This is a genomic window from Bacillus sp. CCB-MMP212 (assembly GCF_022748145.1).
Classification (GTDB): domain Bacteria; phylum Bacillota; class Bacilli; order Bacillales; family Bacillaceae_G; genus Bacillus_A; species Bacillus_A cereus.
Map to the genome: position 1 here is coordinate 350,878 of NZ_JALDQE010000006.1, position 24,155 is coordinate 375,032.

The following is a 24,155-nucleotide window of genomic DNA, read 5'->3' on the forward strand; positions in this document are numbered from 1 at the left end:
TTTAAAAAAGTGGGTGTAACGTATGATCTGTGAACTAAGCAAGGTTGATTTTTATAGGTGTAATCGTTTAGTGAATGAACAAGGTCAATTAGAGGTACGTGCTGTAATTGCAGGAGTGAATCCTGGTCGTATATTTGTAGATAACATGTCTTCTCCTAATTCGGGACTCATTTGGTTAGGTAATAATGATGGCTTCTTCTTTATTGGAGATGCTGAAAATGAAGAGTTTAATAAAGAAATGAATCGTTTTATTAATAATGTAATAGTACCTGGAGCGAGGAAAGCAGGACTAGATTGCTTTGAAGGAATCGGAAATCATTCAAAGTGGAACAAAACAATTGAAAGAATATTTCAGCACCGTAACTTAAAGAGTTGGAATCAAAGAGTGTATACGCTAAGAAAAAAGGGTTATGAAAATCATCATGAACCTGAAATTGAACAGGAATATACTGTGCTGAAAATGAGTAAAGCTCTCTATGAAAATAGTAATAATACATTTAAGAATATTGATTTTTTACAATCAAAAATTTTAGAGTTTTGGTCTTCATCGGATCGTTTTTTCAATGAGGGAATCGGTTATTGCATTGTTTATGATGATGTAATTGTGAGTGTTTGTTTTTCAGGGTTTGTATTTGAAAATATACACTGCATAGATATTGAAACAATAGAGGGTTACCAGGGGAGGAAATTAGCTCAAAAGATAGCGCATAGTTTTGTAAAAGATTGTTTGGAGAATGATATTATTCCATATTGGGACTGTATGGAATTGAACAAGCCTTCTGTTGCAGTTGTGGAAAATGTAGGGTTTACAAATGTTTTTAATTATGTAGGATATTATTTTCTATTTGAATAATCTGTTGAATATAGAAGTAGTTTTTTTAATTCATACATGTAAGAAAAGGACATGCAAATCCGATTTTACGAAAAATCTAATGACTTAAAATTCATACGAGGTGAAAATAATGGTAATAAAACAAGACCAAATGAAAGTAGTAGTGGCAGCTGGGGGATTTAATAACAATCCGGGCTGGATTCAAACGCAAGAAGATGATCTTAACTTATTAGTTGAAACAATGTGGGAAGCAAGATTTGAACATAACTCCATTTCAGCTATTTTAGCAGAGCATGTATGGGAGCACCTTACTTTTGAAGAAGGGGTAAAAGCAGCTAGCATTTGTTATAAATTTTTAAAACCGTCAGGCCATATTCGGTGCGGTGTCCCTGATGCATTTTTCCAAGATGAAACATATCAAAATATAGTGCAAGTAGGCGGACCTGGCCCGAAAGACCATCCAGCTGCAAGCCATAAAATCGTTTATAATTATAAAACATTAACGAAAATGTTTGAAACAGCTGGATTTGAAATAGTTTTACTGGAATATTGCGATGAAAATGGGCAATTTTATTACAAAGAATGGGACGCAAATGATGGCGTTATTTTCCGATCAAAAAGATATGATCCTAGAAATCAAGGAGATAAACTTGGTTGCCCATCGTTAATTGTGGATGCGATTAAACGGTAAGGTATGCGTTAGTTAAATAAGTTTATGAGCCGCAAATGCGGCTTTTTGTTTGTATTGTAATTATTGCTGAGGTTTTTTTTCGAAAAACTGAATGATTTTTTTAGAATTATCTTCACTTAAATCATAACCTTCACCGTGTGTTTCATCGCTCGCTTTTGCCATTACGATGTCACCATCCGATTCTATCCAAACAAAAAATTCCTGTATAGATTTATCTTGATAAGTAACCTTCATTTTTGAATGCATATGGTTTTTTGCATCTTGATCTAGAAGGAGTGTTTTTTTCTCTGCACTTTCCATACTTGTAAAAATTGTTTTCATATTTGCTTTATTTACTATTTTATTACTCCCTTTTGAATTTACAGGACTAATCTCAAGTTTTCTCACTTCTTTTTGTTCAAACATAACGTTTTCATATACAATTTCTTTTTCTTTCACTGTTGTGGATGCTTCTTTATTGGAAGCTTTCGTTTCATTTGAATTACTTGTACATCCAATTAATAAGGTGATACTTAATGCTCCAATTATACCGAATGTTAATCTCTTCAATAATATGCCCCCCATCTACTATTTTCTATAATTCTATTTCCTATTTGAAATATCCTAGCTATGCTTAATGAAGTGAAATACATTTTGTTATGGGGAATAGAATGGATTGCATGTACGTTAATTTTTTGTATGAAAGGAGAGAAGGAAGTGAAGCACATAATAAAAGATGTATTAATGAATTATTTTACAGAAATCCGTTCATTAGTAATAGAAGAAGAATTACATATAAATAGCTGGCATACAGATTTACACTATAAAATCATGGTAAATGGAAAGCGATATTCCGCACGGTTTATGAATAGCAATCGAATAATCAATCCAGCTTTTGGAGCGCTTTCAAACCAACAATTGAAAGAGCAAGTACGCTTTACTTATTATTTACGTGAGCATGGAATTCCTTTTATGAAAATTAACAAGAATACGTCAGGGGAGTCATTTACATTAGTCACTTGGAATGATGAACAGTACCGATTTGTATTGGCAAATTGGATTGAAGGAGAGCATCTTACACACTGCACAGAATCTATTGCAGAATCGTTTGGAAAGGAAGCAAGAAAGATTCATGATATTTCTAGTACATTTCAAAGCTCGATTTTTCAAAAGAAATCTCATTTAGATGGGTATGCCCAGTTTATTGATATGTTAGAAAGTAAGGTAAGCGCATGTAAGGAATTACGGGAGTACATAAATCTTGCTACATATCATATAGAGTGCGCATATACGAGTAATTTACAGTTTATTGTACAAACAGATTTAAATCCTTTGAATGTTTTATGGGACTCAAGTCAATGTGTAAAAGGAATTGTAGATTTTGAATCAATTGGATATGTTGATCGTATTGAAGGACTAGCCTTTTTAATAAAATGGTACTCGCGAATAGAAGGAATACAGTCTCATGAAGTATGCTCAAGTGTTGCTAGTTCATTTTTAGAAGGGTATACGGTACATAATATTGTAACACCAAATGATTATAAGAGACTTTCTTCATTGTTATGGTTATCCGGTAGTTTGAATTGGAATTTTGTGAAGAAAACGCTAAGTGTATTAGAAGATGCGAGGCAGTTAGAGGAACATTTGAAGGTTTATAGAGTAAGGGGAGAGAGGTTGTCTTCATTATTAATTTGTAGATAACCTTTCTTCTCCTTTGGGATTTATAAAACAAAACATATGAGGTGTTCTAAAAATGAAAATACAAACTGTATTGTTTGATGGTTTTGGAGAACTTGTCTCATTCGCACCGTTTGAGGTACTGAAAAGAGCGATAGAAGAAGGGGCTCCATTTACAATTGAATTCGTTTCGAGTGAACCAAAATAAGAAGTTACTACTGATTAAAGTTTCATTTTATAAATTTTACTTTATTAAAAGTTGATTTGTTAGAAAGGATAATCATTTATTGCTATAATGAATGGATGCGTGGCAGGAAATAGATAGAAAGATACTGCTAGTAATTTATACTTAAAATGTAGGGAGATTGAACAGAGTTATGGGGACAGAAAAAGAAATTAGTTCCGCTAAATTAATATGGAAGATGACGCGCCCGCATACATTAACGGCGACGTTTTCTCCTGTAATTTTAGGGACAGTGGCATCACTTTATGTTGCCAAAATTGATTGGCTTTTATTTATTGCGATGATGCTTGCATGTTTAGCGCTGCAAATAGCAACGAACTTATTTAATGAGTACTATGATTTCAAACGTGGATTAGATACCGCTGAATCCGTTGGCATCGGTGGCGGAATTGTCCGTCATGGATTGAAGCCAAAAAATGTGTTAACAGTTGCGCTTTTATTATATGTCGTAGCAGCTTTTATTGGCATTTATATTTGTATGAATAGTAGTTGGTGGTTAGTGGTTATTGGTTTAATTGGGATGGCAGTTGGCTATTTATATACAGGCGGTCCATTACCAATTGCGTACACCCCGTTTGGAGAATTAGTTTCTGGGTTGTTAATGGGAACATGTTTTGTGCTCATTGCTTTCTTTATTCAAACGAATACTGTAACGATTGAAAGTGTATTGATTTCCATTCCAATTGGAATTTTAGTAGGTGCAATCAATATGTCAAATAACATCCGAGATATCGAAGAAGATATTAAAGGTGGAAGAAAGACATTAGTAATCCTCCTTGGGAGAGAAAAAGCTGTGGTAACACTAGCGGTAGCCTTTTTCATTGCGTATTTATGGATTGCCGTAATTGTATTAATGGGTTATATAAGCCCTTGGGCATTAGTTATGTTCTTAGGTTTGAGAAAGCCAATTTCTGCGATTCAAAGTTTCCAAAAAGGGGCAAAGGATCCTGGATATATGCGCATCGCAATGAAATCAACAGCGATGACAAATACGATTTTCGGCTTCTTGTTGTCAGCAGGATTATTAATTAGTTATTTGTTTTAAATAACTTAACCCCAATTTCTCGATTTTAATATAGAGAAATTGGGGTTTTATTTTGAGTTTTTTACGTTATAAACTATTATCATTTGAAATGTATATACCAATAAATTGCAACTTCATCACTTGTCTTATCCAAACCTTTATAAACAAGAAAATCAAACCCACCAATTACAAATCCACATTTTTCATAAAATTTACATGCTGCGACATTATTATTTTGCGTTTCAAGCATGATACCTGGCATATTTCCTTTTTTTGCCCACTGCTTTGCTTGATCAACTAATTTTTTGCCAACTCCGATTGTACGATATTTTTTATCTACCGTTATATCTTCTATGTAAGCATAGTGGTTCCAATTCTTTTTCAATACCATTAATCCAATGATTTGGTTATGTAACATAGCTATGTAAATGACTTGATTAGGTTTATTTATATATTCATTGTAAGCCAGTTCTTCATTATCATCTTGATTTTGTAAATAACTTTTTTCATAACTCGGAACGTCTTCTACTGTATATTCTATGCGTCTATTTCCTTTGGAAAGAGAAAGAATTAACCGAGCATTCACTATAAAACTGTCATCAATCTCCGGGAGATTATCTAAATCATTTGTTTCTAACTCTCTAATTACAAGGTTCATCGGAGTACCTCCACATAATAATATTTCTTCTAGTTCTTCATTTGGTTCAAATGAATTCCAATTACAAAATTATAATAGAATTTCAATAGTACGGCCATCTCTGTATTTTATCTTTATACCGACATGCTGTTATCTTGATGTGAAAATGTTATTTAGAAAGAGTAGTATTTTTTATTTTGGATGTATATCGAGTTTTCAAATTTAACTGTAGTAGAGAAACAAATATTTTTTTAAAGAGTGGATGTAATAGGCTATTCTTTAACTAATTTCGACATTATCTGCATTTTATCTTCACCTTCCTCTATTAATCTATTTATTGTAAATATCAGCTGAAGTTAATGTTTAGCTGCATAAATAATGAATATGAAAATGAGTAGGGAAAGGATCGAAACATAATGAAAGAATCACAAAATAAGAAAAAAACAAGTGTAGTAACTAAGGCAATACTATCTCTAGGAGTTGTTTTAGCAACGACCTTTTTCACGTTCTTTTTAATAGGGAAATGGAACTCTATCCCAGCGAAAGGGGTAGCTAATGAAAATATTAGGCTAGCTAATACGCAACAACAAAAAAAGAAAGAGGACACATCGCTGGCAAAACAGAAAAGAGCTGATGGAAAACCAGTAGGAAAGGTTGTTTATTTAACATTTGATGACGGTCCTAGCGAATTAACTGGAAAATTTTTAGATGTACTAAAAGAGCAACATGTTGCTTCGACATTTTTTATGCAAGGTAGCAATTTACAGAATACCGGTTTTCAGGAAAATGTAAAACGAGCAGTAAAAGAAGGACATTATATTGGTGCACATAGTATGACACATAATAGTGATAAGCTATACAAAAAAGGACAATTTGTAACGGAGATGAAAGAAACGTTAGCTCTTATTCATAATATTACAGGTACAACTCCTAAACTAGTCCGTCCGCCATATGGATCTGCACCAGGATTAAAGGAGCAGGACATTCGTAACAAAATTGTAGAAGCAGGAATAAAAGTTTGGGATTGGACGATAGATTCAAATGATTGGAAATTAAAAGGTAACCCACAGCAAATTATAGAAAATGTAAAGCGTACAACAACAGAAGATGTGGAAGTAGTTCTAATGCATGAAAAACCACAGACATTACAAGCACTTCCGGAAATTATTAAATTTTATAAGGAAAAAGGATATGAATTCGGGGTATACAATGAAGCGGATCATTTTCAACTAAACTTCCAGAAAGATCAACGTCTATAGTATCAAATAAATAAATTAAGAGCATGTTCTGATTTATCTTTCTTCAGAACATGCTTTTTTTGCTCGTTTCTATAAGCTTATTACTATCAATTTAACAAAGCATCATTTACAAGTTACTTTATGGATAACTCATTTTAGAATAACTAACTTATAGAAAAAATTGAATAATTTTCATGTGTAAGGAGATTTTAAGAAGGATATAGAGGGGATATTTTCCTGTTGTTTTCTAGATAAATGATTACTTACAAAAAACATTTATTGGAACTGTTTTTTAAAGCTATTCTGTGAAGATATTATTAACAATTGGGTTCAAAACATAACCACTCGATAAATGGGGTAGTATGATGAAAAAACTTAGTAGAAAGCGTTTGAGAAAAGATATTCAGGAACTTGAGAGTGCAAGTATGCTGCTCCAAAATGATCAAGAGTGCGAAATCAAGCAGAGTGTATCTGCGAATGAAGAAGTTTTGAGACAAGTTTTTGAAAATTGTTCCGATATTGTTTTTCGTCCAATAATCATAGATAGTCAAAATAAAATTCTCTTTATTTATATAGATGGATTAATTGACGCTAAAGTTGTGGAACAAGTTGTTTTGAAACCAATGATGTTTGAAGGTCTGCCTAGATCTCTGTTCGTGGCCCTCGGGACGGGTTTACGGAAACGATAAGGGTCAATACGAGCCTGATTCGCCGAAGAATTCGAAGCCAAAAACTAAAAATGGAACCTTATTCGATTGGGGAATTGTCACAGACAGATGTGGTAATTGCCTATATTGAGGGAATTGCACCTGATTCGGTTTTGGATGAAGTTCGCCAAAGGGTAAAGCGAATTCAAATTGATGGAGTATTGGAGTCAGCTTTCATTGAAGAGTTTATTGAGGACCAACCCTTTTCGCCCTTTCCACAAATTCAAAATACTGAGCGGCCAGATGCGGTTTGTGCAAGTTTATTAGAGGGAAAAGTCGCCATTTTAGTAGATAACACACCTTTCGTTTTGATTGTTCCTATGACATTTTGGACTGGTCTACAAGCAGCGGAGGATTATTATGAACGCTCCATCTACACAACTTTTGTTCGATGGATACGTTTAATATTAATTAATATTTCATTATTTCTTCCTTCTCTCTATGTTGCTATTACAACCTTTCATCCTAAATTAATTCCGACAAATTTGCTTATTAGTATTGCAGCTGCGCGAGAAGGCATTCCGTTCCCGGCTGTCATAGAAGCGCTAATGATGGAGTTTTTATTTGAAGGCTTGAGGGAAGCGGGGGTTCGGTTACCAAAACCTGTTGGATCAGCAGTTAGTATTGTCGGAGCACTTGTTATCGGGCAAGCTGCTGTGCAAGCAGGTATTATTTCCGCACCTTTGGTCATTGTTGTGGCGACGACCGGTATTGCGTCATTTGCGTTCCCGCGCTACAACTTAGGAACAGCTTACCGGATGTTACGCTTTCCGATGCTGTTATTGGCAGGGATGCTCGGGCTATACGGTGTTGCAATAAGTACCCTTGCGATTTTGATTCATTTAACTAACATTCGTTCTTTTGGCATTCCGTATTTAAGTCCAGTTGCACCTCAGACTCCTCGTGATTTAAAGGATGTTTTTCTCCGAACACCTCGTTGGAATATGACCCACCGCCCAATAATGGTATCTGGTGAAGAGAAAGTCCGTTTTCCAGGTGGACAAAAGCCAGATGAGAAACGGGGAGGGGAAACAGAATGAGCCTGCACAAGGCACTCTGTATGATACTGGTCATTTCTTTATGCTTCTTGACGGGATGTTGGGATCGGACAGAATTAAATGATTTGGCAATAGAATTAGGATGGGGACTTGATCAAGCGAAGAATAATAAGATTGAAATTAGTGCTCAGTTTATTATTCCATCAAAAATGGGAATGGGACAGAGCGGAAGAAGTAATGCAGGAAAAGCGTTTTTTACAGAATCGGGAACGGGAAGGGATACACATGAAGCTATACAAATGATGCAAACAAAAATGTCGAGAGAAATTTTTCGAGGGCACCAGCGTGTAATATTGATTGGAGAAAAAATGGCTAAAAGTGGTCTTGCTCCAGTTTTAGATGCATATAGCCGCGATCCTGATATTCGATTACGAGCAGGTGTGTTTGTCATAAAAGGGAATACTGCAAAAGATTTTCTGAAAGCATCCATCCCTTTAGAGTCTATCCCGGCACTTGGGGCACTTAAAGAGCATATGCAAATAGAGGCAGCGGGAGATATGTCTTTATTAAATTTTCTTATTGCTGGTACGAGTGATGGAATCACCCCGATTTTGCCCGTTATTAAACTAAATGTGTCTCATAAAAAAGGTGAAACCGTGGTCAAAGGGTTTCAAATTGTAGGCGGTGCTATATTTAACAACGATTTCAAATTGGTAGGATACTTGAACATGCAGGAATGGTTAACTACTCTTTGGATAGTGAATCGTTTAAGTAAACAGACAGTTACAGCAACGGCCTCTAAAGGAAATGGTAGTGCAAGTTTATATATGACAAAGATCAATAGAAAAATCATACCTACTATACAAGGGGACACAATTAAGTGTGACATTGTTTTTTCTGGTGAAGGAACAATTCAGGAGAACAATACGAATTTAGATCTTTCGCAGCCAAAAAATCTTACTCTTTTAGAACATGTATTGGAAAAACAGTCCGAAAAGGAAGCTCTCCAAACTATTAAAAAGGTTCAAAAACAATACGGAACCGATATCTTTGGATTTGGAGAAGCCATTCATCAAAAATATCCATCCGAATGGAAAGGGTTAAAAAAGAATTGGAGAAAACAATTTCGAAAAGTGGAGGTTTCTGTTCATACACAGCTCACTATTCGGCGAGTAGGACTGACTGGACCACCGTTGCAGTTGAAGAAAAATGAAATGAAAAAATAAGGAGGAATATAGAGTGTGAGAAATTCGATGAAAATCTCTGGCAGGCAAATCTTTTGGATGATGTTCACATTTGAAGTGGGACAATCACTCCTTCTAGTTATTCCAGCGACGATTCGTACTGTCAAACAAGATGCGTGGATCTCGATTTTGATTGCAGGAGTGATAGGGGTTGCTCTTACTTTTTTGGCAACTACACTTGGTTCGCTTTATCCGAAACAAACTCTCATTGAATTTAGTCAAACTATTCTTGGTAAATGGCTAGGAAAGCTACTGATGATTCCTTACTTCTTTGGGTGGTACATGATAATTTGGATAACCGTCCGTGAATTTGGTGAGTTCATTATTATCGCTTTGTTTCATAATACACCTTTGTGGGTCATTGTCTTTACTGCGATGTTATTGCTCATTTTTATCATTTACCAAGGAGGGGTGGAAGGTATTGGACGTTTAAGTGAAATCATAGGGCCAATTGTACTTTTAATGATAACGTTTGTAATCATTTTGAATGTTGGTAATATGAATTGGGATTATATGCGGCCTATTTATCACGATTCTGGCTGGCTTCCCATCCTGAAAGGTTCCTATACGCCTGTAGCCGCATTTTTTGGAGAGGCTGTCATGATGATGATGTTCGTTTTCTTTATGGATAAACCAGAGCAAGCGTCATCAAGGGCGATGTTGGGGGTAGGATTAGCCGTTTTCATGGTAACGATCGGAACATTAGCGGTCATTTTAACATTCGGTCCGAATTTATCTTCAAGTTTTTTGTATCCCGTTTACGATTTGAGCCGATACATATCTGTCATGGAGTTCATTCAAAATGTGGATATTTTGATAGTTATTATTTGGTTTTTTAGTATTTTTGTGAAATTGGCGTTATATATGTTTATCGCTTGTTATGGAACAGCGCAAATATTTCATTTGAAGGATTGGCGAAAAGTAGCGTTCGTTCTTGCTCCTATTTCGTTCATCATAGCTGTGTCAGTTAAAAATATCCAAACATTTACCCATTATTACTACATATTTTTCGTAATTCCAATTGCATTTCCCGTTTATGAGCTAGGGATTCCTTTACTGTTATTGGTGGTTGGCAAAATTCGAAGGAAATATGCATAAACCCAATCGGTAATATGTTTGGAGGGCAGGTATACTTTTAGTTTTTTGACTAATATAAAAAGAGAAAAATCCTATTCATAAGTGTAGGATTTTTCGTTTGTATATTACGTTACAAGAGTTTCCTTATTTTCTCCGGAATGTCCTTTTTAGAAATGTATGCAACAGAGTCTTTATAGTAAGAGTATTTTGTTTGGGATAGTAAAAAAACGTATATTACAATATGAAAATTCACTTTAATATTAAAGGATACATGACAACGATTCCTATAAATTCTTCTCAATAATTGAAAATAAAATCAATCCAGATTATTATATTGTTATTGTAATTATAAATGTAATTACATTTTATTGAAGGAGGATACAAAGATGAAAAACTCAAAAGGCTCTATTGAATCAGAGATAAGCAAAGCAATTACTCACTGGGAAAAGGACTACCTAGGACGCGGGTCTATATCCGTTAAGACAGATATATTAAGGGATATGATTATCGTAAATCTACAAGGTATTTTAACGCCGGCTGAATATACGGTTTGCGAAACGAAAGACGGTATGCTAACGATAAAGAAAAATCGTTCGGAGCTAGTTGAATCTGGAATTGAAGATTTGAAAGAGATTATACTAGAATTAACTGAAGAAAAAGTGAAAAGCTTTCATACGGATATAAGCTCCCGCACTGGTGAACGAGTAATGATTTTTAAATTGTTTCATAATCTTGAGGAAAAATTTTAAAAATTAAAACCACCGTAGGGTTAGTGGGAGATAATTAAGAAACCTAAAAGTTTTGCACTTTATTTAAATTTATTAACATAATAATAATTAAAAACTTGAAATTATTTACGTATACTGAATTTTAATTGGAATAACGTTCAAAAAAACTGATAAATAAATTGACAAACTGCTTAATATAGTTTATCTTATAATTGTTTTAAAAAATTAATAGATGCGTATTTTAACTGTTTGCTATAATTAAGGCTTTAGCATTTTTTTAATATGTAATATTGACTAAATGAAAAAGTTTCTTAATTGAAAGATAGCGCATAACATAAATTGATATATTGATTGCATAATCTAGGAGATCAGAGATATACTGTTATTTTTAATAGGAGTAATACATACATTACTATCCTCTATAAAATGGGAGCTCTTCAAAAAACTTTATTGAAGTTAGTTGAAGTGAAACCGACAATCTCCATAATTCAATGATGATATAAAATCATTGAATTATGGAAGTTGTCGGTTTTTTTTATGGGGAAAAAACGATGCACGAAAAAGAGTGAATGAAAATTGAAATTTAAAAAACTATCGTAATTAAAAGGAATTTTTATAGGTTATTTTCGCTTAGAAGGGAGTATTTAACATGTTAATTTCACTGAGTTCATCAACACTGTTAACTTTATTTTTTATGGCGCTTAGTGCTTCTTGGCTAAGTGGATTATTGTTTTTACATGCAAGGGTACCTTTACGTTTTGTTCATATCCATATTGGTATCGCTGCTTTGCCTTCATTGGTTTCTTTACTCGCACTTGTTAATAACAATGGAGATAGAGTTGTGGGGCCTTGGCATCTAGATACTTTAGCTTGGTTAATGGCTTTCTTTGTTCTTACAATTGGTTTAATCATTCAGCGTTTCTCTGTACGTTACTTAATGGGGGATCACTCATATCGAAAATACTTTGCACTTTTTACATTTACTACAGGTGTATCTTCGGTTGCATGGTTAAGTGATGATCTTCGCTTAATGCTCATTTGTTGGGGAGCAACGCTTATAGGATTGGTTCTACTTATAGGGCTAAATAAAGGGTGGAAAGTAGTTAGTGAAGCAACTAAAATCTCTGGCTATTTATTTACAATAAGTTGGATTGCCTTACTATCAGCTATCATTTGGCTTTTTCAAGTAACAGGACAGTGGCAGTTAACGTCAGTTTTAACGAATGAAAATGTAGCGCTACATGGAACATTGGAGAGAACAGGAATTAACTTATTAATTATATTAGCTGTGATGATTCCAGCAGCACAATGGCCTTTTCAAAGATGGTTAATTGAGTCTGCTGTTGCTCCAACTCCTGTTTCTGCTATTATGCATGCGGGTTTAGTAAATGCTGGCGGTATCATGTTAACTAGATTTTCACCTCTTTTTCATGATGATATTGCACAAATAATTTTACTAATTTTCTCTAGTATTTCTGTCTTAATAGGTACAGGAATTAGTTTAGTCCAAGTTGATTATAAACGTCAGCTAGTAGGTTCAACTATTGGACAAATGGGATTTATGCTTATTCAATGTGCATTAGGCGCCTATTTAGCGGCTGTTATTCATTTAATTTTACATGGTTTGTTTAAAGCTACACTGTTTTTACAAGCTGGTTCTTCCGTGCAACGTTTTGGGGTAGTGAATCAGTCTAATGAAAATATATCTAATTTATGGATTATAGTTGGGCGTGTTTTAGGATTATTTATAGCAATTACTTTCTGGTTTATGTCTTCTGGAGAGGGGTATCAACTAGTTAGTGCGTTAATCTTAGGATGGTCACTATACTTTTCATGGAAACAGCTTGTTGTTTTTGGAGAGGGAAGAATGGGACGAATTGCTGGCTTAATTGTTTTGATTGGATTTTCTCTCATTTACTTTACTGTTCATAATTCTCTTTATAAATGGTTGCATACTGATATTTATCAAAGTGTTCAACCTTCAGCTCCAGCCGTTATCTTTGTTATATGTATTTTACTATTTAGTAGTGTTATTAGTACTTTCGTTACTCGTCATCAATCTTCTGCTTTATTCGCTGTACTTTATCTTTGGTTAGTTCGAGTAGGTGAGGCGAAAAGAAAGTCAGTAGAAAGTCACCCAAGCTATCTGAAACATTATGTATCAAAGGGAGGTAATTCGTGATGAACATACCGTCAATATTAAAGAAAGATACAAACATTGATATGCAAGAAAATAATATAAATGATTTAGTTGCATCTGCTAGCCGAGTTATTGCACCACTTTGGCCTATCTCGACGTTTGCAGCTCACCACCCTTGGATGGGACTTGAAAAGCAATCATTTGAACAAGTCGCAAATTGGTTAAAAGAAGCTCGTAATGTGGATATTTATCCTAGTGCCTCCATGATTCATTCGGCAAAAGCAAAAGGTGAGATTGAGGAATCATTTTTACAAATGAGTTTGTCTCGTTGGCTGGATTCACAATCTTTTAATATTCCGCGAGAGAAAGCAGAGCGATTTTGCCAAGCAGCTTTAAAGTTAGAAAAATTACCTTCTAGTCTATTATCATCGCCAGAAGTAAATAAATTGGCAGAAGAAATGAGTTATATAAATACAGCAAGTATGAAAGCGTCTGTTATGCAGCCAATAAGTTCGCTTATAGAGAATCAAAATAGTGAAAACCTATCTGATGTTCTTAATTATCATATCATTAAATGGTGTAAATTATATCTTGATGACTCCGGATCAAGTTGGACGATGCCAAATCGAGAGAAAGGTTTTTATCGTGCATGGCAACACCTTATTAAATTTGATCCAGCGCTCAGTAAAAATGAGCGTAAAGTTTTAAAAGATTGGCCACAAGATGCCGAAGTAGCTTTAGCGAGAGCATTATCTGAACTAGGAATTTCTGAATCTAACATACAATCTTACCTTGAAGGGCACTTGCTTTCTTTGCCTGGGTGGGCAGGAATGATACGATGGCGCTCACAACAATCAATTCAGGAACAGGAACTTCTCATAGAATATTTAGCAGTTCGAATTTCTATGGAGCTGGCTATTGCAAAACCTTATTTACCTTTAAAAAATCAAAAGGTTGAGAAAAAAGTTTCGATCGTCCCACTTATAGCTTCTTGGATCTATTGGGGGAATATTTCAACACGGGAATGGTTACAAATGCCTGCTGCTGAACAAAGTGAATTATTAGTATTCGCTTATCGTTTTGATGAAAATATTCGCAGAAAACTTTGGCTGGAAGCTTGGGAACAAACGCATGCAGAGCAATTAAGGGAGAAGATTGCTTCTACACAACGTGCAACCGATGATAAAAAGCGTGTATTAGCTCAATTAGCATTCTGTATTGATGTACGTTCAGAACCGTTTCGTCGCCATCTTGAAAAATTAGGTCCGTTTGAAACATTTGGGATAGCTGGTTTCTTTGGATTACCAATTGCAACTAGTGAACTAGGTAGCAATAACAACCATCCTTCTTTGCCAGTTATACTCAAACCGAAACATCAAATAAAAGAGCTCACAAATGAAAATGAACTTAAATCTTATGAGCAACGTAAGAGGGTAGGCAGTTCGGTACGTTATACATTTAAAACGATGAAACAGAACGTACTGACAAGTATGGCGCTACCTGAGTTAAGTGGTCCTTTACTTGGTCTACAGATGGTGACAAGAAGTTTTGTCCCAAGAGGAGTTGGTGGTTTCATTCGTAACCTTCGTAAAACTATGTTACAAAAACCTGATACAACATTCTCGCTTAATCATGTTCATGACACAAAGGGTGAGATACCTATCGGTTTTACTAAAGAAGAAAAAGTGAACTATGTGCGTCAAGCTTTAAAAATGGTGGGACTGACAGAAAAATTTGCTCCTTTAGTTGTAATGTGCGGACATAGTAGTCAAAGTACGAACAATCCTTATGCTGCAGCACTTGAGTGTGGTGCTTGTGGCGGAGCAGCAGGGGGATTCAATGCAAGAGTTTTTGCTACTTTATGTAATCTTCCAAAAGTGAGAGAAGCGTTGTTTGCTGAAGGTATTAAAATTCCTGAGGATACCATTTTTGCAGCAGCTGAACATAAAACAACAGTGGACGAATTGGAATGGATTTACGTTCCAGAACTTTCGGAAACTGCGCAAGAAGCATTTGATTGTATCGAGTCGATTATGCCAAATGTGAGCCAACATGCAAATAGAGAGCGTTTAACGCAATTACCAAATTTTAAAACGAAAATAAAAAATGCGAGTAAAGAGGCACATCGATTTGCAGAAGATTGGAGTGAAATACGTCCAGAATGGGGATTAGCTCGTAATGCATCTTTTATTATCGGGCAACGAGAATTAACTCAGGATTGTGACTTAGAAGGTAGGGCTTTCCTCCATAATTATGATTGGAAACAGGATGAAAGTGGCGATATATTAGCTAACATTATTGCAGGACCAGGAACAGTAGCTCAGTGGATAAATCTACAATACTACGCTTCAACTGTAGCTCCTCATTATTATGGTAGTGGAAACAAAACAACCCAAACCGTAACGGCGGGTCTTGGTGTTATGCAGGGAAATGCAAGTGATTTGTTGCCAGGCTTACCTTGGCAATCCGTTATGCAGTCAGATAGTGAGACGTATCATTCACCACTTCGTTTACTAATTGTAATTCAAGCGCCTATTCAATATATAGAACGTTTGCTAAATAATGATTTCACATTTAGAGAAAAAGCTCAAAATGGATGGGTTAGACTTGCAAGTGTTGATCCAGAGGGACGCTGGAAAAATTGGTAACAATCATGCAATGCATAATCAACTATTGTTACTAGCTTAAAAATTTCATAAATACAATAATGAAGAAGGAGTGCTCCATATGAATTCAAAGAATAAAAAAGTTTTATTGTTAACAGACATTGAACATGGAATAGAGCCTATTATCCAACAAGTAACTAACATTCAACAAGAAAACATGTTGACTATACACAGCTACGATTCTATAATTGTACATCCTTATGGAGATATAATGAGATCTATTATTATTGCTATTTATCAAGAAAATGTTGAAGAAATTATTGTTGTAGGAATAGAGGATAAAGAAACTGATGTAGTTAATCTACAAATTCAACGTGATTCCATAAAAAATAACAGGGAACTAGATTATCTCTTTGAAAATTGCATGCCTGAATTTTCAAATGGTAGCCTTGATGAATGGCTAAGTGGAAAAGAAAATGTTAGTGAAAATATTGAGAAGAGTATAGATATGATTTGTCATCATCCACTAGTACCGTCTGATGTTAAAGTTCATGGTTTCAAGATTGATAGAACAAGGGGAAAAGAAACGGTCGTTAAAATTCCTACTAAAAAAATAGTTGAAAAAGTTAACTAATTTATTAAAGACAAATAAATTCTTATGTAAAAATTGCTGTTGTATAATAAAATTTATTATGTTTTAAAAATCAGAAAGGATAGCCATGCAAAATAAAATTATTGTTATGTTTCAAAAAGATTTTCGTTTATATGATAACCCAGCTCTATTTGAGGCTGTTCAGTCTGGTGAGGTTCTTCCTGTATATATACAAGATGAAACTTTTTCAATAGGAAGTGCGGCAAAGTGGTGGTTGCACCATGCTGTAATAGATGTAAAGAAGCAACTTGAGGCATTGGGCTCTACTTTAATAATTCGTAAAGGACGTACGGAGGAAGAAATACTTTCTCTCATAGAACAATTAGATATAACAGCTGTATATTGGAATATTTGTTACGATCCGGACAGATTACAATCTAATCAAAAAATGAAAATGATGTTAGAGGATAAAGGTATTATCTGTAAAGAATTTAATTCGCATTTATTATTAGAACCGTGGATTATTAAAAAGAAAGATAACACTGAATATAAGGTGTTTACGCCTTTTTACAATGCATTTCAAAAGCAGGTAATACTTAAACCTATTAGCAGAGTGCAGAGTGTAAAGTGGGGAAACTCTTTACCAGCAAGCTTATCTGTTTCAGAATTACACTTGTTGCCAACTATACCGTGGACATCTCATATGGAAGTAATATGGGATCCGACAGAAGAAGGGGCATATAAAACATTCAAGAAATTTTTCTCTAGCAAATTAGTCTCTTATAGTGAAGGAAGAGATTTTCCAGATCAAAATGTCCATTCGATGTTGGCACCGTATCTTTCATTTGGTCAAATATCAGTAAAGCTAATGTTTCATTACTTAATAAATAAAAGTACCGAAAGACAATGTAGTCTTTTTGAAAAACAAGTTAATAGCTTTATACGTCAATTAATTTGGCGAGAGTTTTCTTATTATATACTATACCATTATCCATTTACAGTATATAAACCTCTTAATAAGAGCTTTGAACATTTTCCGTGGAATAAGGAAGAGGAGTTATTAAGAGTATGGCAAAAGGGGAAAACGGGTTATCCGTTTATTGATGCGGGAATGCGAGAACTATGGCAAACAGGTTTTATGCATAACCGGGCAAGAATGGCTGTAGCCTCTTTTCTTGTAAAGCATTTGTTAATTCCGTGGCAAGAAGGAGCAAAATGGTTTATGGATACACTACTAGATGCTGATATTGCAAATAATACAATGGGATGGCAATGGGTTGCTGGAAGCGGAGCAGATGCATCACCGTACTTTCGTATTTTTAACCCCATCACACAAGGAGAAAAGTTTGATAAAAATGGAGAGTATATAAGAAGATGGGTACCAGAATTAAAAGATATCCCAAACAAATATATATATAAGCCTTGGGAAGCACCTGAGCATATTTTACAAAAATCCAATATAAAACTTGGGGATACATATCCTTATCCGATTGTTGATCATAAGGCAGCACGAGAGAGAGCCCTTTGTGCATATAAAAGTATGAAAGAATTTGTATGAAATAGGTTAAACAATATGTATTTGGAATTTAAATATTAGGATTTTATCCATTACAAGGACATACTAATCATATAAAGTTTCTATAATCTTCTAGTAAAAAGGAGAATGTTTATGAAAAAATCTAGTATTATAGTATTTTTACTAACATATGGTTTGTTTTATGTTTCTAGTGTTTTATTCCCTATTGATCGTACTTGGTATGATGCGTTAGAAAAGCCGTCTTGGACACCTCCTGGTATGACAATCGGAATGATATGGGCTGTATTATTTGGACTTATTGCATTATCAGTTGCAATTATTTACAACAACTATGGATTCAAGCCAAAAACATTTTGGTTTTTATTCCTTTTAAATTATATATTCAATCAAGCGTTCAGCTACTTTCAATTTAGCCAAAAGAATTTGTTTTTAGCAACAGTAGATTGTTTACTAGTCGCTATTACTACGTTACTTCTCATTATGTTTTCTTCCAATTTATCTAAAGTATCGGCATGGTTGCTAATCCCATATTTTTTATGGGCTACATTTGCTACATATTTATCTTGGACAATTTATAGTATAAATTAAAGACGTAAATGAAAACTTGAGCACAATGAAAATGCTCGAGTTTTTATGTTTATTAATGATAATCTAAAGTATAGAATATACACATCTTAGGGAGGTCATATATGTGAAGAAATGGATAAAAATTGTTCTGTACTCTTTACTAGGTATTTTACTCATCGGAAGTATTACTTTTTTAACTTGGTCTCAGTTTACTTATAAACCAACGAAAGAGGCTTTGTCTTTAGTAGATGATAAAAAAGATGAAGATTATATAGCTTTTGGAGAGAAAGATGCTAAAATAGGGGTTATTTTTTATCAAGGAGCTAAAGTAGAAGCCGAGGCTTATAGTTACTTAGGGGAAGCACTTGCAAAAGATGGGCATTTTGTAGTAATGCCTAAGTTACCATTAAACTTAGCGATATTTGGAATAAATGAGGTAGATAGTGTAATTGAACAGTATCCTGAAGTTCAAAAATGGTATGTTGCTGGGCATTCAATGGGTGGAGCTATGATTTCTAGGTATGCCTTTCAACATGAAGAAAAGGTAGACGGGATTATTTTCTTAGGTTCGTATCCTGCAGATGACTTCTCTACTAAGTCGATTCCAATGTTATCAATTTACGGAGAAGTAGATGCTTTAGCAACTGTAGAAAAAATAGAGAACAATAAAAAGTTAATGTCAAAGAATACAACTATGCACATAATAAAAGGGGGCAATCATGCTCATTTTGGCATGTACGGTGAGCAAAAAGGTGATAATGCGAGTTTAATTACGCCAAAAGCACAACGAGATGAAACAGTGAAAGTAATTGAAGAATGGTTATTGAAACAATGATAACGAATTTAATAAATCTACCGAAAGAATTCTCCCAGCGGTAGATGGAAGAGAGAATAAAGAGCCAACTCGTATGAATTGGCTCTTTTATTTATTTGCTATCTCCAATTGTCCCCTTATTTTCTCCGGAATATCCTCTTTAGAAATAATATCGTAAGAATACACATACTTTCCTTTTACATGAATTTTTAAGTAAGTTTTTCTTATAAAATCATTAGGCGTGTTCGTTCCAACATTATATTCTTTTTCATTGCTTAATTCATCAACAGCTTTTAGTGAGTACATAGCTTTTCCTTTTTGATGATAATCCGGAACACCATATCCTTTCGCAACGGCATATACATTTTTTTCTTCAGCAATCGGATTAAATCTGTCTAAATCCCCGCGTAATATGAAAGGTAGTAAGTATATAGGAAGGCCTATTCCTAATATGCAAATTACAAATTTTCTCATTATCGTTTCTCCTCTTGTTCATTTACATGCTTCAGTATAGAAAAAAATTCTTATGAATAAAGGGAGATTTTCTTAAGTTTTTCTTAAAAAGAGTTTAAAGGTTATTTTAACCAAACATTATGTCACTAGAACATATAGAAGAGAAAAGAAAAACTATCACCAACATGTTAAACATGTATCTTTATAGGGTAGCGAGTATTGGGGAATTTACACAATTTAGATTCTGAAATTTTAAAATTAGTAGTTGTTAGGGAAGAGAGAGGGTTTAGAGTTTCAAATGTGTGTCAGTTACAATTGAAAAGTTACATCAACAACAAAAAGGAATACATAAGTAAAAAAGACAGCAAGAAATGTATCTAATGTCTTAAAAGTGTAATTGTAGGAACTATTAGGATATTTTTCCTTAATATATGCATACTAAACATACTATAAAAGGTACATAGAAAGTGAGGGAATCATGGCTAAATTTTTGAGGCGTTTAAAATATAGAGACAACCCTAAGTCATGTTCAATACGAGACAATACTCATTTTCAGGAAAAAAATATTGAAGACTCCCTCTTAGACGCTGATTTATCCAAAAACATAGCTCATATTCAGAATATATTTCGTCAAGCGCCTGATTTAGTAATTCGGCAGTTTCAAATAACAGTAGGTGGATTAGAAGCAGCCTTAGTATACTTATCTGGATTAACAGATAAAGAATTGATTCAAAATCATGTTCTCAGTCCTTTGATGAATATTGATTTTGATACTAATAGAGAACTTCCAATTCCGTTAGGACAAATTAAGATTATTAATACATTAAGTCAGATTGAAAATGCTATTTTTGGGGGAGATAGTGTTTTATTAATTCACAGTCGAACAACAGCACATCAATTGGATACAAAAGGGTGGCCACAAAGAAGTGTTGAGGACGCACATAACGAAATAGCTCTAAAAGGAGCACATCAAGCTTTCATAGAAACTGGAAGTCAAAATATCGCAATGATTCGAAGATATATTCCTCATCGTGAATTAGCGATAAAAGAAATAATAATTGGTGTACGGAGCAAAACCAAAATTTCTATTTTATATTTGAAAGATGTAGCTTCTGAAGATGTGCTGAAGGAATTAGAAACACGAATTCAAAATATTACAATCGACGCTGTTGCTAGTAATGGCGAACTTATAGAATTCATTGAAGATCACCCTTACTCACCGTTTCCGCAATTTATATTAACTGAAAGACCTGATTTGGCTGTATCTCACATTTTACAGGGCAGATTTGTAACTGTAATGGATCATTCACCTAATGTATTAATTACTCCAACAAATTTTATTTCCTTTTTTCAAGGAGTGGATGATTACGGTACAAGGTGGTTAGTTGCTTCGTCTATTCGGTTGCTTCGTTTTGTCGCCTTTATGGTTGCTTTATTTCTGCCTGCGAGTTATGTTGCGTTTATTTCCTTTAATTTTGAAGTTATTCCTGTAGAGCTATATTTATCTATTGCTGAATCAAGAACGCGCGTACCCTTTTCTCCAGTTATGGAAGCGTTACTTATGGAAATAACATTGGAAACGATGAGAGAAGGGGCTTTACGGATACCTACTCCGATTGGTCAGACAGTTGGAATTGTAGGTGGTATTGTCATCGGCCAGGCGGCTGTTCAGGCGGGAATTGTAAGCAATATTATGATTATTGTTGTTGCTGTTACCGCCATCTCTTCTTTTGTTATCCCTAACTATGATATGGGAGCGGCAGTAAGACTTTTACGCTTTCCAATGATGCTAGCAGCTGCCTTATTTGGAATTGTAGGACTTGTTATCGGGTGGATGACTTTAATTGGGCATCTAAGTAGTCTTAAATCGCTAGGTACTTCTTACGGAACACCATTAGCACCCTTTCGTTTTGCAGATATGAAAGATGTTTTTGTACGCTTTCCTTTATGGACAATAAGAAGGCGTCCTAAGGGGAATGGAACCGATCAAACTATTCGACAAGGAAAGAATCGTAATAAAAGGTGAAATTATGAAAAAGTATGCCTATAATGAAATCACTCTTATGCAGTATATTATTTTAATTAATGGAGTGCAGGTGGGCACTGGCGTTTTATCGCTTCCACGTGTGCTTGCAGAAAAGGCTGGAACAGATGGATGGATAGCTATATTGATTGGTTGGATTTTCTCCACAATATCAGGTGTGTTTATAGTGAAAACAGCTGCAAGATATCCTGAGGATACGATTTATGATATTCTTATACGATTGTTTGGAAAAATAGTAGGGAAAGCATTCGTTGTTATTTACATGATGTACTTCGCTTTTTATTCTTGTATCGTTCTTATAAACGCTATGCTTTACCTTAAGGGATGGCTTCTCCCGAAAACGCCTGACTATATCGTTATCTTTTTGTTTTCGATTCCTACTTATTTTGTTGCACGTAACGGTCCTAGTATTTTAGGACGATACGCCGAACTTTTTTTTTATATGGCGCTTTGGATTCCGATATTTTTTTTAATCCCTCTTATAGGGAATGGAAGCTGGATGCCTTTCTTTCCGCTTTTAAAAGAAGGGTGGAAACCGATATTAACCGCTGTACCAAGCACTGTTTATGCTTATTTAGGGTTTGATATTGCTTTCTTTTTATATCCATTTTTACAAAAAAAACAGTATGCAGTCCATGGAATGGTTATAGCAAACACCTTAACGATGTTATTTTATTTATTTGCTACTATTGTTTGCTTTGCCTATTTTAGCCCTGATAGCATTACGCAATATAATCAACCGGTAATAAATTTACTGAAAGTAATTGAATTTCGTTTTTTAGAACGTTTTGACATGATTTTATTGGCTGTTTACTTAACCATTGTTTCCACATCATGGATCCCTGCCCTATACTGTTCTGTATTTTGTTCAAGCCAATTACTTGGAAAACAAGATCACAGCTCTCATGTAGTTGTTCTCTTATTGCTTATTATCGGATTCACATTTTGGACTCATCCTAGTTGGAATGAATCTGAAATTTGGCAACAGGTATTATCGAATACTGGATTAGGAGTAACATATATATTACCTATTATTTTATGGCTGTATTGCTGTCTATATGAGAAGTTTCGCCGGAGGAGAATACATTGAAAAGAAAAGTACTATGTTGTATTTTGTTATTGGTGTTCTTGATGACTGGATGCTTCGATCAAAGAAATGTTGAAGATGTTTCTCTTACTCTTATTCTTGGTATCGATTTAGATCCTAATGATAATTTATTAGTGTATATATCAAGCCCTGTTTTCAATAAAGAAGCAAAAATAAAAGAAGAAACTACTGGTGTGAAATCTGCTACGGTTCGAAAAGCAAGAGACAAATTTGATGCTACGGTTATGGCACTTACCGCCGGAAGTAAAACACAGGTTATTTTAGTTGGAAAAAGGCTACTGAAACAAAAAAACTGGGAAATTTACCTTGATCCATTTTACCGTGATCCCAAAAATACAGTTACCGCAAGGGTTGTCGCTGTAGATGGACCTGTTTCAGACGTCATCTTCTATAGTCCAAAAGATAAACCAAGGCTTCCTATATATTTAACAAAACTAGTTGATACCGCTTTTTTAAGAAATATCACGGTGAAAACAACACTTCAAGAATTATATGAACAAAGAGCAGACAAAGGGCTAACAGCAAATATTACTGAACTGAAAAAAAAGAATAAAATATGGGTGACAGGTACAGCCTTATTGGATGAAAAAGGAAAGTATAAATTAACACTGAAACCTGATGAAAACAAACTCTTACGCATTTTGCAACAAGGAACTGCAGGGGAGTTACCATTTACAGTTCCAATTAAGCTAAATTCAGATAGTCAAGATAAAGATTTGATAAGTTTTACTGCCTATGGTATTAAAGTAAAGACAAAGGCAAGATATGATGATCATTTTATATTTAATGTAGATGTAAAGATGAGAATCGGTATTACAGAACGACTTTTTTCGTTTAACACTAGAAAGGACGCAGCAAAATTACAAAAGGCGATTGAAACTAAGTTGGAAGCTGATTTCAAGCAATTAATACAAAAAATACAAACCGCCAAAATTGATCCTATTGGGCTTGGAGGATATGCAAGAACATACACATATCCTAAATGGAAAAAAATACAAAATAATTGGGGTAACGAATTAGCAAAAGGCGATGTAAACGTCAAGGTTAAGATTAAAATTGCCGGAATGGGTACGATTAAGTAACATGAATTCAACTGTGATTCGTACTAAAATTACAAGTACTGTCTGTTTTAGAAGGAGAAATGCCTTTAATAATAGTGCCGCCACATCGCTATCTGGGCTTTTCCGTTATAGGTAACATTTTTCAATGCGTAAATAA

The 24,155-nt window shown here is 34.5% G+C and carries 20 protein-coding genes and 2 pseudogenes; 19 read left to right on the top strand and 3 right to left on the bottom strand.

The features are described 5' to 3' along the window. Positions 1 to 22: 22 nt before the first annotated feature. Both MRP26_RS19215 and MRP26_RS19220 read left to right on the top strand, forming a co-directional pair. Positions 23 to 853 carry a GNAT family N-acetyltransferase gene (locus MRP26_RS19215; RefSeq protein WP_242806593.1) on the top strand — a complete coding sequence of 277 codons (831 nt, stop codon included), beginning with the start codon at positions 23 to 25 and terminating at the stop codon, positions 851 to 853. Between the two features lie 109 nt (positions 854 to 962). Beyond that, entirely contained in the window at positions 963 to 1,523 is a 561-nt protein-coding gene (locus tag MRP26_RS19220) for a class I SAM-dependent methyltransferase (protein ID WP_197241675.1), read from the top strand. Between the two features lie 60 nt (positions 1,524 to 1,583). Here the strand turns inward: MRP26_RS19220 and MRP26_RS19225 are convergent, their stop codons facing one another. Then, entirely contained in the window at positions 1,584 to 2,072 is a 489-nt protein-coding gene (locus MRP26_RS19225) for a hypothetical protein (protein WP_197241676.1), read from the bottom strand. 147 nt (positions 2,073 to 2,219) lie between these two features. On the opposite strand from MRP26_RS19225, the gene MRP26_RS19230 reads away from it, so the two are divergent. From MRP26_RS19230 to menA, 3 genes and pseudogenes are all read left to right on the top strand, one after another. Beyond that, positions 2,220 to 3,203, top strand: coding sequence for a phosphotransferase (locus MRP26_RS19230; RefSeq protein WP_197241679.1), 984 nt, complete (start codon positions 2,220 to 2,222; stop codon positions 3,201 to 3,203). A 52-nt stretch (positions 3,204 to 3,255) separates the two neighbouring features. Next, a pseudogene (locus MRP26_RS19235) lies at positions 3,256 to 3,384 on the top strand (DJ-1/PfpI family protein); the annotation flags it as partial. A 172-nt stretch (positions 3,385 to 3,556) separates the two neighbouring features. Further along, positions 3,557 to 4,468, top strand: a complete 912-nt coding sequence (gene menA, locus MRP26_RS19240; RefSeq protein WP_000536369.1) for a 1,4-dihydroxy-2-naphthoate polyprenyltransferase — start codon at positions 3,557 to 3,559, stop codon at positions 4,466 to 4,468. A gap of 79 nt (positions 4,469 to 4,547) precedes the next feature. On the opposite strand, the gene satA is transcribed toward menA, so the two are convergent. Beyond that, positions 4,548 to 5,105 carry a streptothricin N-acetyltransferase SatA gene (gene satA, locus MRP26_RS19245; protein WP_001054998.1) on the bottom strand — a complete coding sequence of 186 codons (558 nt, stop codon included), beginning with the start codon at positions 5,103 to 5,105 and terminating at the stop codon, positions 4,548 to 4,550. A 395-nt stretch (positions 5,106 to 5,500) separates the two neighbouring features. On the opposite strand from satA, the gene MRP26_RS19250 reads away from it, so the two are divergent. From MRP26_RS19250 to MRP26_RS19300, 11 genes and pseudogenes are all read left to right on the top strand, one after another. After that, a complete protein-coding gene (locus MRP26_RS19250) occupies positions 5,501 to 6,343 on the top strand; it encodes a polysaccharide deacetylase family protein (RefSeq protein ID WP_242806594.1) in 843 nt (280 codons plus the stop codon). A 341-nt stretch (positions 6,344 to 6,684) separates the two neighbouring features. Then, positions 6,685 to 8,069 (top strand): annotated as a pseudogene (locus MRP26_RS19255) (spore germination protein). Next, positions 8,066 to 9,253 carry a Ger(x)C family spore germination protein gene (locus MRP26_RS19260; RefSeq protein ID WP_097988167.1) on the top strand — a complete coding sequence of 396 codons (1,188 nt, stop codon included), beginning with the start codon at positions 8,066 to 8,068 and terminating at the stop codon, positions 9,251 to 9,253. Before MRP26_RS19255 ends, MRP26_RS19260 begins: the two are co-directional and overlap by 4 nt. A gap of 27 nt (positions 9,254 to 9,280) precedes the next feature. Continuing rightward, positions 9,281 to 10,369, top strand: a complete 1,089-nt coding sequence (locus MRP26_RS19265; protein WP_078400336.1) for a GerAB/ArcD/ProY family transporter — start codon at positions 9,281 to 9,283, stop codon at positions 10,367 to 10,369. 365 nt (positions 10,370 to 10,734) lie between these two features. Further along, entirely contained in the window at positions 10,735 to 11,097 is a 363-nt protein-coding gene (locus MRP26_RS19270) for a Na-translocating system protein MpsC family protein (RefSeq protein ID WP_000798161.1), read from the top strand. Between the two features lie 628 nt (positions 11,098 to 11,725). Beyond that, entirely contained in the window at positions 11,726 to 13,258 is a 1,533-nt protein-coding gene (locus MRP26_RS19275; RefSeq protein ID WP_242806595.1) for an NADH dehydrogenase subunit 5, read from the top strand. Then, entirely contained in the window at positions 13,258 to 15,864 is a 2,607-nt protein-coding gene (locus MRP26_RS19280) for a DUF2309 domain-containing protein (RefSeq protein WP_242806700.1), read from the top strand. Before MRP26_RS19275 ends, MRP26_RS19280 begins: the two co-directional genes overlap by 1 nt. Positions 15,865 to 15,943: 79 nt before the next feature. Beyond that, complete coding sequence (locus MRP26_RS19285; RefSeq protein WP_242806596.1) at positions 15,944 to 16,456, top strand: carbonic anhydrase; 513 nt, start codon at positions 15,944 to 15,946, stop codon at positions 16,454 to 16,456. A gap of 85 nt (positions 16,457 to 16,541) precedes the next feature. Beyond that, entirely contained in the window at positions 16,542 to 17,972 is a 1,431-nt protein-coding gene (locus MRP26_RS19290) for a cryptochrome/photolyase family protein (protein WP_242806597.1), read from the top strand. A gap of 111 nt (positions 17,973 to 18,083) precedes the next feature. Continuing rightward, a complete protein-coding gene (locus tag MRP26_RS19295) occupies positions 18,084 to 18,539 on the top strand; it encodes a TspO/MBR family protein (RefSeq protein ID WP_000749744.1) in 456 nt (151 codons plus the stop codon). 103 nt (positions 18,540 to 18,642) lie between these two features. Then, positions 18,643 to 19,353: an alpha/beta hydrolase gene (locus MRP26_RS19300; protein ID WP_098680188.1), complete on the top strand. Its 711-nt coding sequence runs from the start codon at positions 18,643 to 18,645 to the stop codon at positions 19,351 to 19,353. Between the two features lie 87 nt (positions 19,354 to 19,440). Here MRP26_RS19300 and MRP26_RS19305 read toward each other — a convergent pair whose 3' ends face one another. Continuing rightward, on the bottom strand, positions 19,441 to 19,806 hold the full coding sequence (locus MRP26_RS19305) for a YxeA family protein (RefSeq protein ID WP_001225224.1): 366 nt from the start codon (positions 19,804 to 19,806) through the stop codon (positions 19,441 to 19,443). Positions 19,807 to 20,263: 457 nt separating this feature from the next. Here MRP26_RS19305 and MRP26_RS19310 point away from each other — a divergent pair, with 457 nt between their 5' ends. From MRP26_RS19310 to MRP26_RS19320, 3 genes are read left to right on the top strand one after another with little or no spacing between them, the layout of a single operon-like run. Next, positions 20,264 to 21,811 carry a spore germination protein gene (locus tag MRP26_RS19310; protein WP_053564049.1) on the top strand — a complete coding sequence of 516 codons (1,548 nt, stop codon included), beginning with the start codon at positions 20,264 to 20,266 and terminating at the stop codon, positions 21,809 to 21,811. Between the two features lie 4 nt (positions 21,812 to 21,815). Next, positions 21,816 to 22,919, top strand: a complete 1,104-nt coding sequence (locus MRP26_RS19315) for a GerAB/ArcD/ProY family transporter (protein WP_003270936.1) — start codon at positions 21,816 to 21,818, stop codon at positions 22,917 to 22,919. Beyond that, positions 22,916 to 24,019 (top strand): Ger(x)C family spore germination protein, encoded by a 1,104-nt coding sequence (locus tag MRP26_RS19320; protein WP_242806598.1) that lies wholly within the window; start codon positions 22,916 to 22,918, stop codon positions 24,017 to 24,019. The genes MRP26_RS19315 and MRP26_RS19320 overlap by 4 nt, the downstream gene beginning before the upstream one ends. Positions 24,020 to 24,155: the final 136 nt, after the last annotated feature.

Coding starts and splice junctions, on each gene's coding strand:
- MRP26_RS19215 (WP_242806593.1), top strand. CDS start 23: ATGATCTGTGAACTAAGCAAGGTTGATTTTTATAGGTGTAATCGTTTA.
- MRP26_RS19220 (WP_197241675.1), top strand. CDS start 963: ATGGTAATAAAACAAGACCAAATGAAAGTAGTAGTGGCAGCTGGGGGA.
- menA (WP_000536369.1), top strand. CDS start 3,557: ATGGGGACAGAAAAAGAAATTAGTTCCGCTAAATTAATATGGAAGATG.
- satA (WP_001054998.1), bottom strand. CDS start 5,105: ATGAACCTTGTAATTAGAGAGTTAGAAACAAATGATTTAGATAATCTC.
- MRP26_RS19250 (WP_242806594.1), top strand. CDS start 5,501: ATGAAAGAATCACAAAATAAGAAAAAAACAAGTGTAGTAACTAAGGCA.
- MRP26_RS19260 (WP_097988167.1), top strand. CDS start 8,066: ATGAGCCTGCACAAGGCACTCTGTATGATACTGGTCATTTCTTTATGC.
- MRP26_RS19265 (WP_078400336.1), top strand. CDS start 9,281: ATGAAAATCTCTGGCAGGCAAATCTTTTGGATGATGTTCACATTTGAA.
- MRP26_RS19270 (WP_000798161.1), top strand. CDS start 10,735: ATGAAAAACTCAAAAGGCTCTATTGAATCAGAGATAAGCAAAGCAATT.
- MRP26_RS19275 (WP_242806595.1), top strand. CDS start 11,726: ATGTTAATTTCACTGAGTTCATCAACACTGTTAACTTTATTTTTTATG.
- MRP26_RS19280 (WP_242806700.1), top strand. CDS start 13,258: ATGAACATACCGTCAATATTAAAGAAAGATACAAACATTGATATGCAA.
- MRP26_RS19285 (WP_242806596.1), top strand. CDS start 15,944: ATGAATTCAAAGAATAAAAAAGTTTTATTGTTAACAGACATTGAACAT.
- MRP26_RS19290 (WP_242806597.1), top strand. CDS start 16,542: ATGCAAAATAAAATTATTGTTATGTTTCAAAAAGATTTTCGTTTATAT.
- MRP26_RS19295 (WP_000749744.1), top strand. CDS start 18,084: ATGAAAAAATCTAGTATTATAGTATTTTTACTAACATATGGTTTGTTT.
- MRP26_RS19305 (WP_001225224.1), bottom strand. CDS start 19,806: ATGAGAAAATTTGTAATTTGCATATTAGGAATAGGCCTTCCTATATAC.
- MRP26_RS19310 (WP_053564049.1), top strand. CDS start 20,264: ATGGCTAAATTTTTGAGGCGTTTAAAATATAGAGACAACCCTAAGTCA.
- MRP26_RS19315 (WP_003270936.1), top strand. CDS start 21,816: ATGAAAAAGTATGCCTATAATGAAATCACTCTTATGCAGTATATTATT.